This window comes from Pseudoalteromonas sp. S1608 (assembly GCF_005887265.1).
Taxonomy (GTDB): domain Bacteria; phylum Pseudomonadota; class Gammaproteobacteria; order Enterobacterales; family Alteromonadaceae; genus Pseudoalteromonas; species Pseudoalteromonas undina.
Genome location: NZ_PNDK01000027.1, coordinates 61,974 through 76,715, shown reverse-complemented (window position 1 = coordinate 76,715; position 14,742 = coordinate 61,974). Strand labels below are relative to the sequence as shown.

The window sequence follows — 14,742 nt, the reverse complement described above, 5'->3', positions numbered from 1 at the left end:
CAATCTTGTTATAAACCACAACGCCCCTTGCTGTTTATGACCTGTTTCCGCCCTACTCATTTACTTGCTACATTGCTCATATCGGTGACGGTAGATATGAAACTAAAAAAGCCCTTACGGGCTTTTTTTATGTCTGTAATTTAATGCGTAAGGCTTTAACCTACGCTTTAAAAATTAACGGCGGTTTTTTCGTGCACGTGCTCGGCGTTGTTTTTTCTCTTCTTCTTTGGCTTGCTTTTTAGCCTCTGCAGCAGCGCGCAATCCAGCCACCATTATTTCTTCCTCTTCACGCATGGTAGGTGTTTCCATGGTGATGCGGCCAATAATACCATCTCGTAATTCATTAATTAGAATTTCTGACATTTTATACGTATCGATTTGGTTACCACCGCGAATACAGCCACGTTTTTTACCCGCCATTTCAACAAACTCCCAATCACTTTCTGGTAGCTCATCTAACTTATAACGTGCTTTTAAAAGCTCAGGATAAGCATGCAATAAATACTCAGCGGTGTAACTTGCTACTTCTTCGTACTCAATAGCGGTATCACGTATCGCACCGGTTGCGCCTAAACGATAACCTGAGTTTTCGTTTTCTACTTTTGGCCACAGCATCCCTGGCGTATCGTAAAGCATAATGCCATCATCAAGCTTAATACGTTGCTGCGCCTTAGTTACTGCAGGCTCGTTACCTGTTTTAGCCACTATACGCCCAGCAAGCACATTAATAAGCGTAGATTTACCTACGTTTGGAATACCCATGATCATGGCTTTAATTTGCTTATCGGCACCGACTTTATGTGGCACTAACTTTTTACATAGCTCATTAATTCGATGCACTTCAGCCGCTTTATCGTTACCAAATGCAATGGCTTTTACGCCATTTTCTTGCTCAAAATAGTCTTTCCAGGTTTGCGTCATTTTAGGATCAGCTAAATCGGCTTTATTGAGAATTTTGATGACCGGCTTACCTTCACGCAGGGTAGCCACCATCGGGTTTTCGCTACTGTAAGGAATGCGCGCATCTAGCACTTCAATGATCACATCCATTTGTGGCATTATTTCTTTAATTTCATTTCGGGCTTTATTCATGTGCCCAGGGAACCACTGGATAGCCATTTTTAACTCCTAACATATAATTTGTAGCTATTTTAACTGGCAATTCATTTAATTGCGCTATACTGGCGCAAATTTTTTCAGATTAGATATTATGGCTCTTAAATCTACCATTATTAAAGCGCAACTATCGCTTAGCGATATGGACCGTCACGTATACCAAGACTTTAATTTAACCTTGGCACAACACCCTTCAGAAACTGAGCAGCGCTTGATGATCCGCTTACTAGCGTTTGCACTTAATAGCTGTGATGGATTAGAGTTTACTAAAGGTTTATGTGCTGATGATGAGCCGGAGCTTTGGCATGTCAATTACAGCGAAGAAATAGAGCTGTGGATTGAGCTGGGGTTACCAGATGAAAAGCGCCTTAAAAAAGCCTGTAATAAAGCTAAAAAAGTAGTTTTATATACCTATGGCGAGAATAACCAAGCTATTTGGTGGCAAAAGCATCAGCCTAAATTGTACGAGTTTAAAAACTTAAGCATTTTTAGCCTTGATTATGCTGCTACTCAGTTATTAGCTGCGTTGGTTGATCGTAATATTAAATTGGCTATTACCATTCAAGATGGTGAAGTTTGGGTTAATACCGACACCACTAACATTGAGATAAAACCTCAGCAATTAATGTAATTAGAATAGGTTATACCAATTGCATTAAATTAGTTATCCATTATAGCGACAAAGAAATAAGTCGATAACAAGGCGAAAATGATGACATATAGTTGCTCTATATAAATAATTTTTAACGCAGGTAGCGGATTATTTAATACGCTAGAATGATCATGTTTTTAATAAAATTGGTATTTGGAGGCGTATGAAAGTTAAACGCGTTATTGTTTTACATGGCTTGTATATGTCTGGCTTGGTTATGCGCCCGTTATGTTCGCGTCTAGAAGAGTCGGGGGTTAAAGTTTTAAACTTAACCTACAATACTCGAGACCCTAATCGAGATGCTATTTTTACGCAAATAGATGAGTTTATTAGCAATGAGCCTTCTGCTTTAGTCTGCCACTCTATGGGAGGCTTAGTTGCCCGCGCCTACTTAGAAGCAAACTCAGCGCCAAGTCACCATGTTGAAAAGGTGATCACCTTAGGTACGCCACATACTGGCAGTCATATTGCTGAGAAAATGCAACAAAAAGGGTTTGAGCTATTATTAAAAAATAGTGTTGAATTTTTACTCTCAAAAAATGGTGATTGGCCTTTTAAAGCCAAGCTATATAGCATTGCCGGCGACTTACCGATTGGCTTAATGCCACTCATTGTAAAAGGCAGCCGCTCTGATGGCACCGTATTACTAGATGAAACCAAACTCAAAGGTATGGCTGAACACAAGGTGTTTCATTTAAGCCATACCAGTATGATTTACTCTCGCCAAGTCGTTAATTATATTCTTGAGCGCTTGAACGAGGACATTTAGTCCTCAGCTGCAGCGGCCACTTTATAGCTGATCAAAAATATAATACCTAACACCAGCGGCATGGGTGCAGCGATGTAACCAAAGGTATCAGAGTTTGCAAAACTCGCACCCGCTAAGTGCGCAACTAATCCAACAACAAACGCGACCAAAGCAATACCAATAACGATGAGTTCAGCTTTATTCTCTTTACGTGTTTTAGCTTCCATTATTTCTCTCCGCATCTAATCAAGTAGCCCCTTAACTTAATAAAGTACTCTCTATCAGGTTGGGTTATATTGATTATGCGCTTTACTTGTGCGCGTTTTTTGACCTAAATCAATAAATAAAATAAGTCTGTGCTGAGCCTTTCAAAAGCTTGTTTTAGATCATATTTTGTACTCACAAAATAAACAATTTCGCTGCTCAAGGTAGTATTTTTATAAACACAACCCATATCTATTGAACAGCGTTAGTTAATTCATTTATAAAACCACAGATACGCTGATAGCTTTTAGCTATGGCATCAATATGTATAAACGATTTTATTCATAGACGATTATGAGCAATACTTATTTTACTGAGCAATATGTGAAAATTCATAAAAACGGTTATTTAAGGAGCAAGGTATGTCGCAAGTAAATGTAATTGGTTTAAACAGTACAAAAAGTGAAGATATTATTAAGTCACTGAATACGCTTTTAAGCAGCTATCAAATTCAATATATGAATGCGCGCGGTTTTCACTGGAATATTAAAGGCCGAAACTTTTTTGAATTACATTTAAAGTTTGAAGAAATTTATAACTTACTACTATTAAAAGTAGATGAAATCGCTGAACGTATTTTAACGCTTGATGGTGCACCGCTACATGCGTTTTCAGATTACTTAGAAGTAAGTGAAATTAAAGAAGCAAAAGGGATCAGCGATGGCGTAACCGCAGTAGAGAACTTACTTGCCGGATACAGCAGCTTAATTAAAATGCAGCGCGATATTCTTGCACAAGCCGCTGAAGCTGATGATGAAGGTACCGCGTCATTAATGAGTGACTACATTAAAGAGCAAGAAAAACTAGTGTGGATGTTAAAAGCCTACCTAGATTAAGTTATTTTGAAAAATAGAAAGCCTCAGTTATGACTGAGGCTTTTTTGTGATAATCATATACTGGCTATGACAAAGCGATAAAAAAGGCCATTTCTAGCGCTTTTTCTTCTAAGCTCTTAAAGCGACCCGATGCCCCACCATGCCCTGCATCCATGTCGGTTTTAAACACTAAAATATTATCATCGGTTTTATATTCACGCATTTTAGCCACCCATTTCATTGGTTCCCAATACTGTACTTGTGAGTCGTGCAAGCCGGTCGTCACCAATATATTGGGGTAGTGTTGCGCACTAATATTGTCGTACGGTGAATACGCTTCAATAATCTCGTAAAAATGAGGGTCATTTGGATTACCCCATTCATCATACTCATTTGTTGTAAGCGGAATGCTTTCATCTAACATGGTGGTGAGCACATCTAAAAATGGCACATGACAGCCCACTCCACAGTAAAGTTCAGGCGCTTGATTTACCACAGCTCCCATTAATAACCCCCCAGCACTGCCACCAGAGGCAAACACTTTACTTTTTTTGCCGTATCCTTGCTCAGTGAGCGCTTTGGTTACATCTATAAAGTCATTAAAGCTATTTTGTTTATGCTGTTTTTTACCATGTTCGTACCATGAACGCCCTAGCATTTCACTGCCACGCACATGCGCAATCGCATAAACAAAACCACGGTCGAGTAAGCTAAGTGACGTACTCGAAAAACTAGGATCTATGGTGATCCCATATGCGCCATAACCATATTGAAACAACGGATTTGAACCATCTCTTTTAAAGCTATCTTTACGATATACCAACGACACCGGCACTTTTACCCCATCTCGAGCGCTTACCATAAGTCGCTCTGACTGGTAGTCTTCTGCGTTAAAATCACCGAGTACTTTTTGTTGTTTAAGTAAGGTTTTTTCGCCTGTGGTTAAATCAACATTATAAAGCGAGCCAGGAGTCGTTAAGCTCGAATAGTAAATGCGTGCATGGGTTACACTTGGCTCTGGGTTCATCGCAATAGCGGCGTAGTAACAAGGATCATCAAACTCAAGGTTCATTCGCTCGGCGTTTTGATTAACCACAACAAAGCGTGCTTGGCCTTGTTCGCGCTCGCTAAGCACTAAAAAGTCATTAAATAGTTCAACGCCTTCTAATAATACAGTTTCACGATGAGGGGTATGTGTTTGCCACTGGTTTTTATCAGCAATGGTATTGCTTGTCGCGGTCATTAATCTAAAGTTTTTAGCCTGCCAGTTAGTCACTATATAAAAAGTATCACCGAGCTTATCAATATCAAATTCATGGCCCTCTTCACGCGGCATTAAAGCAGTAAATTCGCCATGGGGTTGATTGGCATCAAGTATCCACATGTCGTTAGTTTCTGTGCTTGCTAAATCGATAATAATTAAGCTTTCATCACGACTTTTACCCAACCCCATAAAAAAACTACTGTCTTGCTCTTCATATACCAACACATCTTGGTCTTGCTCGGTCCCTAGCTCATGTCTAAAAACTTGATAACCCAATAAGGTTTTTAAATCCTTTTTTACATAAAATACGGTTTGATTGTCGTTCGCCCAAACAACTTGCCCCTCGGTATTTTCAAGTACATCGTCGAGCATTTTATCGTTGTTTAAATCTTTAAAGCGAACAGTGTAAATACGCCTGCCGTCGGTATCCTCAGAGTATGCCATTAATTGCTCACTGGGGCTCAGCGCCACTTCCCCTAGCTCATAAAACTCATAGCCGTTAGCAAGTTCATTCACATCAAGTAGCAACACTTTATTAGCCATTGCCATACTGCTACTGCGGTAATGGCGTGCATATTCATCATCTCCGCGAACCTCTGAGTGATACCAATACTGGCCGTCTTTTACCGGTACAGTGTTATCATCTTTTACAATACGGCCTTTAAGCTCTTCAAATAATGCACTTTGTAATGGCTTAATAGGGGCTAATTGACCATCACAATAAGCGTTTTCTTGTGCTAAATGCGCGAGTATTTCGGCACTTTTTCGTTCATCATCGCGCATCCAATAATAATCATCACTGCGTGTTTTTGCGTGAGTTGTAAGCGCATAAGGTTGCTTTTTAGCAATAGGAAAATTAGGCAATAAGCTTAAAGAATAATCAGAAGAAGACACAAAAAAACCGCTTAAAAAATAACAATGGCGGCCAGTTTATCATAAAAATAAAAAAGCCCACTCATAGTTGAGTGGGCTAAAGCGGTATAAATTCGATAACTAAAAACTACGTGAATTTTATTGTTGTCGTTATACCTAAGGGAAGTTGATTTACTGTATTTGCTGCCAAGCCATAGTCCAGCTCTCGCCAACGCCAGGCTCAAACATAGTGTTATGCTCATCTACACGGCAAAATTCGCTAAATGGCCATGCCTTACACTGGTATATATGCCCAGTTTTTGGCTGTAATACTTTGGTGCCCGCACTATACATATCGCCATTTTGAGGATAAATTGCGTCGTATCCAAGGCTATTTACAGCAATTAATTTTTTATTTTTTTCAGCGCGATTAATATGGACCACCGCGCTACAAATACCACTGCTTTCAAGTGCAAATATTTTGTTATGTCGATACGCAACAACCAATCCTTGCTCTGTCATTCTGCCAGCGCACACCAGTGGAATATGCATATTAATATGCTCAACTACCAGTAAACTCCAAGCATGGGGTTCTCCCTGTTCAGGGGAAAGTATTTCATAATCAAACGCTAGCTGAGTTAATTCGCCATGCTCATCGTAAAAGCTCACACTAACCGTATCACCAACAAATAGCTGGCTATACTGATCCAGCCCAAGACAACCAATAGTTAACCATTCTCCACACGTTAATGATGAATGTATAAACACTGCAACACCTTAAAGAGTCAAACGTCTCGCCCATATCATATGGCTTACAACAGGCAAACTAGCTCGTAGGCTAATATGCGTTAACCAACATCAACCATTGTAATCAGCAACGTCACAACAATCAAACAAAAGAATGTAACTGAAGTTTAAAAACAATACTTAAGTATAAAATCATAAAAATAAAAAAGCCAACCGCTTTAACGGTTGGCTTTTTTATTTAGCTGCATGACATGTGTGATGTTAACTTACACTCACCTTTTTACTTGCGAACGGGCGTTTAATTAGAGCGCCTATATCGGTTAAAATAATATACAAACACGGTACCAAAATAAGGGTGATCAGTGTTGCAAACATAACCGCAAAACCAAGTGCTACCGCCATAGGTATTACAAATTTAGCTTGTAGACTGGTTTCAAACATAATCGGTAATACGCCGGCAAAGGTAGTAATTGAAGTAAGTAGTATCGGCCTAAAGCGTGCACAGCCTGCCTCAATAACCGCATCTTTTATACTAATACCAGCACGACGCGCCTGATTAATAAAATCAGTCATAACTAATGAGTCATTAATAACAACCCCTGCCGCGGCAATTAAACCAAAGCCCGACATTAAGCTAATATCTAAGCCAAACCAAAAATGCCCCCATATTGCCCCCGTTAGACTAAATGGAATAACCGACATTACAATTAATGGTTGTGAGTAACTTTTTAGCGGCACGGCCAGTAATATATAAACCAAAATCATACCACCAGCAAAAAACAGTAACTGCTCATCTGCTTGTGCCTGCTGCTCTTCAATTGCGCCACCTAGTTCTGACTTAACGCTCGGATATTCGTCCAACAATTGTGGTAGTAGATTTTCTTTTACTTGCTTAACCACTTCGCCAGGCTCAATTACTTCTTCGTCTATGTTGCCATACACATAAACAGTACGATAACCGCCTTCACGACGAATATAACTAATACCAGGGGTTTCAGTTAGCTCAACCACATCTCCCAGCAGCACTTCCCTACCTTGTGGCGTGGTGATAACCGCGTGTTTAAGCGATGAAAACGCTTCACGGGTAAGTTTAGGGTAACGTACCATCACCCGCACTTCTTCACCGCGGCGAATAACACGTTGCGCCTCGCCACCATAAAAACTCGCACCGACTTGATTTGCAATTGAGGCCAAATCTAACCCTAAGTCAAAAGCGACTGGTTTTAAGCTCATTTGTACTTCTTTGCTAGCAGGGTCAATGGTAGAGCTTATGTCGAATAAGCCTTCTTGTTGCTGCAATAATCCAATAAAGCGACGACCGGCTTCATTCAATGTATCAATGTCCGAGCCATACAGTAAATAGCCGAACTCACCGCCACTACCGCCGCCTCCACCGCCAACATCATCCTGAATAGTTAGCGATTTAACACCTGCAATATTTGGCATAGCTTCACGCCAGCGGCGCGAAAGCTCAAAGGCATTATAAGGGCGTAAATCTTCATCAACCAATGGCGCCAGTAGTTGCGCTTCTGTACGACCCTGATTAAATACCAATACATCGCGAATTATTTTTTGCCCTTCTTCGCGCGCTGTTTGCTTATCTATTTCAAGCACCATGGCTTCGATTTGGCGAATAGCATTAATCGTTTGGATGTCTGATACGTTATCGTTCATCTCAAGATTAATTTGCGGGAAGTCATGGGGCACTTTAGGTGATGGAATCATTCTCACCTGATTAGACGATATTAACGCAAAGGTGAAAATTAATAGCGCAACAAAACTAAATAGCACCGTCCAACGCCACTTTATACAAGTAACAATAAACTGCCTATACGGCCCATTTACAAAACCAAAAAAGCGCTTATTAAAGCGCGCTCGCCAACCGTCAGGGTTAATAGGAGAAAAGTGAGTATGCGCAATGTGTGCCGGTAATATCAGCTTAGATTCAATCAAGCTAAATATTAGGCATAAAATTACCACCACTGAAATACCTATAAAAAAGGAACTTTCAGGGCCGCTTGAAAGCGTAAATGGTGCAAATACCGCAATGGTTGTTAGTACACCAAAGGTGGCAGGGGTTGCCACTCGTTTAGCGCCATTAACCACATTAACAACACCACCGCCTTTTTTTTCTATTTCGGTGTAGGCACTTTCACCTATGACAATGGCATCGTCCACCACAATCCCCAGCACCATAATAAAGGCAAATAAAGACACAATATTAATCGTGATACCAAATAATGGCATCAGCATCATCGCACCTAAAAAGCACACTGGTAAACCAATCATTACCCACAGTGCAAGCTTAAAACGTAAAAATAACGAGAGCATAAGGGCAACTAAAATTGCACCTTGCAGCAAATTAGCTTTCATCATATCTAAGCGTGCATTTAGGTAATAAGTAAAGTCCATTAGTGGCTCTATACGAACACCCAATGGCAGTTCTTTATTTTTTTTATCAATATACGCTTTAACTGAATCGGCCACCGGAATAATATTTTGATCTTCGGTGGCTTTTACCGACAAATAAACCGCGTTTTCGCCATTAAATTTAAAGTAACGCTCACCTTCAACAAACTGATCTTTGATGGTAGCAATATCTTGTAGCAACACTTTGGCACCGTTCGCGCCAATTTTTACCGGAATTTGCCTAAACTCTTCACCAGAATAAAACTGATTTTCTACTCGAACTGAAATAACACCAGCATCAGTTTTTAGTTGTCCCGCCGAAAAATTAGCCGAATAACGACGTACCGCGTTCGCTACATCCGATAAGGTTAAATTATATTGGCGAAGTGTGTCGGGCTCTATTTCTATGGCAATTTCATCCAGTGGCACATCATTTACCACTAAAGATACATTCGATAACTGCAATAATTCATCTTCAACCTGATTTGCGATTGGCTTAAGTTCATTTAGCGGTAGGTCGGCAACGAGCGTCATACCAATTACATCTTGGCGAAACTCTATTTGGCTAATGGTAACCGGCTCCATTCCCGCTGGAAAAGTTGCAATACCATCTACTCGCAGCTTGACCTTATCGAGAACGTCGGTGAGCTCTGCGTCAGTATTAATTTCAAGGCTGGCAGAACCACCATTACGAAAAGCGCGATACACCCCTTTTTTTATCTCAGTTATATCTTTTAACGACTCTTCAATTTTTATTAAGATGCTTTCTTCAATTTCCTGTGGCGACGCCCCAGGGTAATTTGCATTTACAGTAATATAGTTAACTTCTATATTTGGGAACATTTGTCGCTGAATAGTAAAATAGCTTATAAGCCCCATGACAATTATAAAAAACATCATCAAATTGGCAGCAACAGAGTTGTTAGCAAAATAAGCAATTAACCCTGTTTGTTTGGTTGTATTGGGCTGTTCTGTGTTATTCATAACTCACCCTACCTTAAAGTTTTTCAGTGGATGCGTTTTCTGCTGCATCTGTACTTTTAGTCTCTGTTAAACCGGCTATTTTTACTGCCATTCCTTTTTGTGGATATTCCGGCAAGGTAGTAACAAGCTTGTCGTTGGCTTCTAAGCCATCACTGATATAGAAGTATTCACCTTCTTCACGAATTACTTTCACCTTACGCGGCTCTAACTGTTGCTCATCATTGACTACCCACACGGTTTGGTTATTTACTAACTCTTGCGGTAAACGATAAATGTTATTGAGCATAGTGCCAGCAAAGTTTACTTGTACATAAGTGCCAAATTTAATTGCAGGCTGCTGATTAGTAAGCCCATAAGGATCTTCAATTCTAACTACTAAACTGCTCATGCGAGTCGCGTTATCAACAATCCCTAAATCGCGATCTATTACTGCTTGGCGAGTAAACCCATTTAATCCTGTTTTAATAACCGTTGCAGTTACCCCTTTAACACGCTCAGGTAAAAACACACTGTCAAAGCCAGCGATCGGAATAATCACTTCAGCGGTTTCAATATTATTCAGCTCGGCAACTTGAGCGCCCATAGTGACAAACTGGCCAACACCTACGTTACGACTCACGACTAATGCATCGTATGGTGCGCTCACTTCACAATTATCTAAATCGCGTTGTGCCCGTTTCAATGCAGCTTGGGCCGATTTAACCGATGCCTGCGCACTCAATACTTGTGGTTTGCGTAAAAATAAATCTGTACGCGCTTTATTTGGGAAACGTTTTGCTTCGTCTTCTGCTACTTTAGCTTGCGCTTGCTCTTCAATTAACATCGCTTGCGCGCGGGCAAGTTCAGACTCGGCTTGCAGTACTGCTGCTTCGTAGTTATCTTTTTCAATTGTAAATAAGATTTCGCCGCGACCCACGACCCCACCGGCCACAAAGCTTGGATGCCAGCTAACTACCTCACCGGATACTTGCGCTGAAAGCTGGGTATTTTCTAGCGGCTGCACTTCACCATAACTATTAATGATAACTTGATGATTGTTAGCGGAAACAGCTTCAACCTGCACCGTTGGACGAGTGTCTATGACTTCTTTTTTATCTGACTCTTTTGCAATCGCATTAATTGCAGCAAAACCAACCACACCTAATGTTAATGCTACGAACGGAAAAATCCACCTAAGTACATTACCTTGCATCTGTTTATTACTCCCAAATTACTATTAACACCATGATACCAAAGCTTAATGAAACATTAACGTGACATTTGTAAGCAACTGTTACAAAAAAGTATAGGTTAGGTCTTATGCAGTGAAGTATAAATCAATAAAAAGCCTCACTGAGTCGCTTCATAAATGTATTGTTACAAATTTTTACCATTATAAATCATAAAGCTAATCACTTTGGGGTAGTATTTAGGAACGATACTGTACGAAACGGCATGACAAACCGTACAGTAAAATTACATTAACAACGACAAAAGACAAATTATGAAATTAACCACACTTACCTTGGCGCTTAGTATAGCGCTTGGCAGTAGCTATACTGTTGCTGCAGAAAAAAAAGAAGAAAAAAAGCCACAAACATTAAGTGAAATGATTAAAGGCCAAACCGAATTTGCTGGCATTTTTAATCTTTACCAAGATGAAAAAACCGGTGACCACCTAATGGTAATTAACGAGTCACAGCTCGATACCCCTTTTGTTTATTTTGCACACACCATTGATGGTGCGACTGATGCGGGTCATTTTCGTGGCGCGTACCGTGAAACAAAGTTAATTGAATTTAGAAAGTACTTTGATCGTATCGATATTGTTAGTAAAACCCCGCGTTACTTATTTAACGAAAATAGCGCGCTAGCTAAAGCCAGCGAGGCAAACATTAGCGAAGCGGTACTTGCAAGTATAAAAATAGAAAAGCAAGAAGAAGGTAAAATAGCCTTTAATGTTAACAAGCTATTTTTAAGTGAAGCACTGCATAAAGTATCACCAACGCCTAATCCGAACGATAAAAATGCTAAAAAGCGTTTTAAAGTAGGTAAATTAGATGATAAAAAATCACGTATCATCAAACAGCGCCCTTACCCTAACAACCTAGATGTGGTAGTTGACTATGTATTTACTAATAGTAGCCCAACCGTTCGAGGCTCAGGTGCGATAAGCGATCCACGAAGCGTGTCAGTAAAAGTTCAGCACTCATTTGTAGCTTTACCTGATAATAGCTACCAACCTCGTTTTGATGATGCGCGCATTGGTTATTTCACTAATCAGTTTGATAAAATGACATCAACTGACTGGGCACCATACCAAGATGTAATAAAGCGCTGGGACCTACAAAAGAAAGATCCAAACGCAGCACTTTCAGAGCCAGTAAAGCCGATTACCTGGTGGATAGAAAATACTACGCCTGTTGAGTGGCGAGATACAGTACGTGACGCCGTACTTGCTTGGAATAGCTCATTTGAAAAGGCAGGCTTTAAAAATGCAATAGAAGTAAAAGTACAACCTGATGATGCCGATTGGGATGCTGGTGACATTAACTATAATGTACTGCGCTGGACTTCATCACCTAAGCCACCTTTTGGTGGGTATGGGCCAGCATTAGCTAACCCGCTAACCGGTGAAATTTTAGGCTCAGACATTATGCTTGAGTTTGTATTTATGAAAAACCGCTGGATATACGATACGCTTTATACTCAAGGCACTATGAGCCATACACAACCTGGAAGCAACACTGAGCTTAATTGCTCTTTAGGTCATGAGTTACAACAAAACCTAATACTTGCAAAAGGCTTAGCAAATGGCGCTGATATTGAAGATACTGAAATGTTACGCCAAGGCTTAACCCAGCTGGTTTTACATGAAGTAGGGCATACTCTAGGTCTCAATCACAACATGAAATCTTCTATTTTGTGGGATGAGAAAGAAGTTCACGACAAAAGTAAAACCCAAGGTATAGTAACCGGCTCAGTAATGGACTATGCGCCAGCAAATATAGCGCCAACAGGTGTGACTCAAGGCGATATTTTCCAAACTAAACCAGGTCCATACGATGATTGGGCAATAAACTACGGCTACAGCGCAGCACTTAAAGATGAAGCAGCAGAACAAGCTCGTCTTGATAAAATACTCGCTCGCTCAAGCGAACATGCACTGGCCTTTGGTAATGATGCCGACGACATGCGTGCACCAGGTCGCCACATAGACCCTCGCGTGATGATTGGTGACTTGTCGTCTAACCCTGCAGCTTATGGTGCAGATAGAATGGCACTGATCAATACACTATTTTCTGAACTTAAAGACAAAGCTACAGTAAAAGGCGAGTCTTACCAACAGCTTGTTACTTCTGCTAACAGCCTATTTGGCCAATACCGTGCGCAGGCAGGTGTGGTATCTCGTCAAATTGGAGGGGTTTATGTAGAGCGTGCCGTAGTGGGCGATGAAAATGCAGCAAAGCCTTTTACACCGGTGCCACTTGAGCGTCAAACTCAAGCAATGGCTATTTTAGCTGAGTATGTGTTTGCTCCAAATGTACTGCAAAGTATGCAGCCTTTGTATAACTTTATGCAGCAACAGCGTCGTGGGTTTAATCATTACGGTAAAAACGAAGACCCTAAACCGCATAAAATGATTTTAGGCATGCAAAAAGGTGTATTAGCGCAACTACTGCATCCTGCTGTGTTACTGCGTATTTCAGATACCGCTTTATATGGTAATGAATACAGCCTTACGCAATTTATGGGGGATTTAACTGCAAGTATTTTTGTTGATAGTAAAAATGCTAATTCGATCAGTCATAATTTACAGATTGAATACGTAAATCAGCTTATTGCAATTGCAGGCTTAAAAAAAGCAAGTAAATACGATAACTTAGCAAAAACAGCTGCGCTATATCAGCTAACTCAAATAGCCGATCAAGATGTTGCATGGGGTGCAGACACCGCAACCAAAGCACATAAAAAGTATATCGATCGCTTAATTAGCAAAGCGCTAGAAGCGTAAATAACACTGAGTAAACCAAGGCCACGTTTTACGTGGCCTTTTTTACATTAACTCAAAGGTAAATAGTACCTTTTAGGTACCTTACGGCATGACCCGTCAAAGTTACTGTTGTATCACCCACTTCACAGTAAAGCTTCCCGCCTCGTTGTGAGGCCTGATAAGCAATTAAAGAGTTTTTGCCAAATTGTTCTGCCCAATAAGGGGCAAGCCCGGTATGAATTGAGCCGGTCACAAAGTCTTCATCACCACCACTGGCAGGCCAAAAATAACGAGAAATAAAGTCATACTCAACACTCGGTGCTGTTGCAACCACATCTAATGGAGCTAATTTTTTTAGTTGTTCATTGGTTGTTTTCAGATCTACAACCTGCTGCTCATTATCATAAATAGCAAAATAAGCTTGGCGGTTTTGCAGCACTTTAACAGGTTGTATAGACAGGCCAGTTAATAAAGCATCAGGGATGAGCTGAACCTCTTCAGGGGCTTGTTTAGGAAAGGTCATGGCAAAGCTGCCATCGTTATTTTTATTAACAATCAGTTCGCCCACCGCCTCTGTGCTGAAGCGCACCTGCGTTATATTATGTTGCTCACAAAGCACATAGGCCGCAGCCAATGTAGCATGGCCGCAAAAATCAATTTCCATTAACGGCGAAAACCAACGTATCGCAAAGCTTCCATCTGCCGACTGACAAGTAAAAGCGGTTTCAGACACGTTGTTTTCCGAAGCTATATTCAGCATAAGATCATCACTAAGCCAAGACTCTAGTAGGATCACGGCAGCATAATTACCTTTAAACAGTTCACTGCTGAACGCATCGATTTGATGGATAGTTAATTTCATAGTGGGCACTTTTTATTTATTGGTCACTCAAAGTGCCACAAATGAAATTAACGGTC

At 40.5% G+C, this 14,742-nt stretch carries 11 protein-coding genes; 4 read left to right on the top strand and 7 right to left on the bottom strand.

The features are described from left to right. Positions 1-174 precede the first annotated feature (174 nt). Positions 175-1,119 (bottom strand): ribosome biogenesis GTPase YlqF, encoded by a 945-nt coding sequence (gene ylqF, locus CWB75_RS12390; RefSeq protein ID WP_010392245.1) that lies wholly within the window; start codon positions 1,117-1,119, stop codon positions 175-177. Between the two features lie 91 nt (positions 1,120-1,210). Between ylqF and CWB75_RS12385 the strand changes: the two genes are divergently transcribed. Together CWB75_RS12385 and CWB75_RS12380 are read left to right on the top strand one after the other, a co-directional pair. Further along, positions 1,211-1,747: a YaeQ family protein gene (locus tag CWB75_RS12385; RefSeq protein ID WP_008112865.1), complete on the top strand. Its 537-nt coding sequence runs from the start codon at positions 1,211-1,213 to the stop codon at positions 1,745-1,747. Between the two features lie 184 nt (positions 1,748-1,931). After that, positions 1,932-2,537: a PGAP1-like alpha/beta domain-containing protein gene (locus tag CWB75_RS12380; RefSeq protein ID WP_010392243.1), complete on the top strand. Its 606-nt coding sequence runs from the start codon at positions 1,932-1,934 to the stop codon at positions 2,535-2,537. Here the strand turns inward: CWB75_RS12380 and CWB75_RS12375 are convergent. Next, on the bottom strand, positions 2,534-2,743 hold the full coding sequence (locus tag CWB75_RS12375) for a hypothetical protein (RefSeq protein ID WP_008112863.1): 210 nt from the start codon (positions 2,741-2,743) through the stop codon (positions 2,534-2,536). The two genes, CWB75_RS12380 and CWB75_RS12375, sit on opposite strands and share 4 nt — an antisense overlap. A gap of 399 nt (positions 2,744-3,142) precedes the next feature. Between CWB75_RS12375 and CWB75_RS12370 the strand changes: the two genes are divergently transcribed. Then, the gene (locus CWB75_RS12370; protein ID WP_138570806.1) at positions 3,143-3,616 is read left to right on the top strand and encodes a Dps family protein; all 474 of its coding nucleotides are present in this window, start codon (positions 3,143-3,145) and stop codon (positions 3,614-3,616) included. Positions 3,617-3,680: 64 nt separating this feature from the next. Here CWB75_RS12370 and CWB75_RS12365 read toward each other — a convergent pair whose 3' ends face one another. From CWB75_RS12365 to CWB75_RS12350, 4 genes are all read right to left on the bottom strand, one after another. Continuing rightward, complete coding sequence (locus CWB75_RS12365) at positions 3,681-5,753, bottom strand: S9 family peptidase (protein WP_138570805.1); 2,073 nt, start codon at positions 5,751-5,753, stop codon at positions 3,681-3,683. A 150-nt stretch (positions 5,754-5,903) separates the two neighbouring features. Continuing rightward, entirely contained in the window at positions 5,904-6,479 is a 576-nt protein-coding gene (locus CWB75_RS12360) for a chitin-binding protein (protein ID WP_138570804.1), read from the bottom strand. Between the two features lie 240 nt (positions 6,480-6,719). Then, positions 6,720-9,851: an efflux RND transporter permease subunit gene (locus CWB75_RS12355; RefSeq protein ID WP_138570803.1), complete on the bottom strand. Its 3,132-nt coding sequence runs from the start codon at positions 9,849-9,851 to the stop codon at positions 6,720-6,722. 13 nt (positions 9,852-9,864) lie between these two features. Then, entirely contained in the window at positions 9,865-11,043 is a 1,179-nt protein-coding gene (locus CWB75_RS12350) for an efflux RND transporter periplasmic adaptor subunit (RefSeq protein ID WP_138570802.1), read from the bottom strand. Between the two features lie 291 nt (positions 11,044-11,334). Between CWB75_RS12350 and CWB75_RS12345 the strand changes: the two genes are divergently transcribed. Beyond that, positions 11,335-13,845 carry a zinc-dependent metalloprotease gene (locus CWB75_RS12345; RefSeq protein ID WP_138570801.1) on the top strand — a complete coding sequence of 837 codons (2,511 nt, stop codon included), beginning with the start codon at positions 11,335-11,337 and terminating at the stop codon, positions 13,843-13,845. 52 nt (positions 13,846-13,897) lie between these two features. On the opposite strand, the gene CWB75_RS12340 is transcribed toward CWB75_RS12345, so the two are convergent. Next, on the bottom strand, positions 13,898-14,686 hold the full coding sequence (locus CWB75_RS12340; RefSeq protein ID WP_138570800.1) for a PhzF family phenazine biosynthesis protein: 789 nt from the start codon (positions 14,684-14,686) through the stop codon (positions 13,898-13,900). Between the last annotated feature and the right edge of the window lie 56 nt (positions 14,687-14,742).

What these genes read in the sequence shown, in the direction of transcription:
- ylqF (WP_010392245.1), bottom strand. Translation starts at nt 1,119, where the DNA reads ATGGCTATCCAGTGGTTCCCTGGGCACATGAATAAAGCCCGAAATGAA.
- CWB75_RS12385 (WP_008112865.1), top strand. Translation starts at nt 1,211, where the DNA reads ATGGCTCTTAAATCTACCATTATTAAAGCGCAACTATCGCTTAGCGAT.
- CWB75_RS12380 (WP_010392243.1), top strand. Translation starts at nt 1,932, where the DNA reads ATGAAAGTTAAACGCGTTATTGTTTTACATGGCTTGTATATGTCTGGC.
- CWB75_RS12375 (WP_008112863.1), bottom strand. Translation starts at nt 2,743, where the DNA reads ATGGAAGCTAAAACACGTAAAGAGAATAAAGCTGAACTCATCGTTATT.
- CWB75_RS12370 (WP_138570806.1), top strand. Translation starts at nt 3,143, where the DNA reads ATGTCGCAAGTAAATGTAATTGGTTTAAACAGTACAAAAAGTGAAGAT.
- CWB75_RS12355 (WP_138570803.1), bottom strand. Translation starts at nt 9,851, where the DNA reads ATGAATAACACAGAACAGCCCAATACAACCAAACAAACAGGGTTAATT.
- CWB75_RS12350 (WP_138570802.1), bottom strand. Translation starts at nt 11,043, where the DNA reads ATGCAAGGTAATGTACTTAGGTGGATTTTTCCGTTCGTAGCATTAACA.
- CWB75_RS12345 (WP_138570801.1), top strand. Translation starts at nt 11,335, where the DNA reads ATGAAATTAACCACACTTACCTTGGCGCTTAGTATAGCGCTTGGCAGT.
- CWB75_RS12340 (WP_138570800.1), bottom strand. Translation starts at nt 14,686, where the DNA reads ATGAAATTAACTATCCATCAAATCGATGCGTTCAGCAGTGAACTGTTT.